Genomic DNA, 1,076 nt, shown 5'->3' on the forward strand with positions numbered 1-1,076 from the left:
GGCGGGGGTGTTGAAGGGGAGGTAGGGGTGTTTTTTTTCGGGCTGGGGAAACCCGCCGCGGCATCGGCCGGCGTCATGGCATGTGGGCGCCATTCCGGTAGGCTGACATCGCCACCGACATCGGCCGATACCTTGCCGTCGCTTAACAATGCCACCGAGGATGGTAGTGTCTCCGCCCGAGATGATCGTCACCGATTCGCTGCCCATGATACGGTCCGCGGATCTAAACATTATCTCGATTTCTTGGTGACTCGAATGACTCGGGAGGGTCACTGAGTAACCCGGCTCTTCTTAATGGTTCCCGTAGATTTTTTGCGAAGATAACTAAAAATACAAGAAACAATGGCGCACCGAAATATAGCAAAGATTCATTCTCTCCAATTTCAAAAGTGACATTCAAAATTCCAGCGATCAAAAATGACCAAAATCCAGCACCAAACACTGCGGCCACTGCAATGGTAGATGCGATTTGAAGTCTAGCATACGTGGCTTTCCAGTTCATTTGAATTCTCCAGCTTTAATTCTCCGCCGCTCAATATAATTCCGAATTGCTTGGTCAAAGATATTCTATCTTTTGAATATATTGGCCACCACAGATAAAAATCCCAACATTGCTCCGACCAATGCCCCTAGTCCAATATCTGTAAAAAAAGATTCAGACACCCCGTTTCGCCAGGGTGCGCCAGCTAGTAGAAGTTGAAAAAGAGATGGTTCGGAGTAGCCTTGGCATTGTGAGGTCATGCCGCACCATGACGGATAATTGTAGAATATCGTGGTAAACAATGGATTAATAGCGAGATCTAAAAATGCGATGAGAACGACGACCCCGAAGGAATACAGCAATGTCACGAGGAATGTAATGCGAATCCATGGGCGATATTGCGCTTTCATTTCTGTTTTTCCTGTAGGTATTTTTTCACACCACAGATGTTTGTTTGGTCAATCCTTCCCTGGGGTGTCATGTGATCGTAAGAACGAATATCCACATGCTCGGCAGCTTTTTGCGGAGAGGTCGACATAAGGGCATGGGGCGCCCTAATGGAATGCGACTGCAAAATGGGCAGCGGTACATTTTT

The 1,076-nt window shown here is 47.4% G+C and carries 3 protein-coding genes; all 3 read right to left on the bottom strand.

The window, feature by feature from the left end:
- Positions 1–223 precede the first annotated feature (223 nt).
- Positions 224–502 (bottom strand): hypothetical protein, encoded by a 279-nt coding sequence (locus tag FFS21_RS31885; RefSeq protein ID WP_137928651.1) that lies wholly within the window; start codon positions 500–502, stop codon positions 224–226.
- A 65-nt stretch (positions 503–567) separates the two neighbouring features.
- Entirely contained in the window at positions 568–891 is a 324-nt protein-coding gene (locus FFS21_RS31890; RefSeq protein WP_137928652.1) for a hypothetical protein, read from the bottom strand.
- Positions 888–1,076 (bottom strand): hypothetical protein (locus FFS21_RS32360; RefSeq protein ID WP_212745291.1); only part of this gene is annotated, 189 nt, incomplete at its 5' end. The genes FFS21_RS32360 and FFS21_RS31890, both read right to left, overlap by 4 nt.

This window comes from Cupriavidus sp. 2SB, assembly GCF_005503625.1.
Lineage (GTDB): Bacteria > Pseudomonadota > Gammaproteobacteria > Burkholderiales > Burkholderiaceae > Cupriavidus.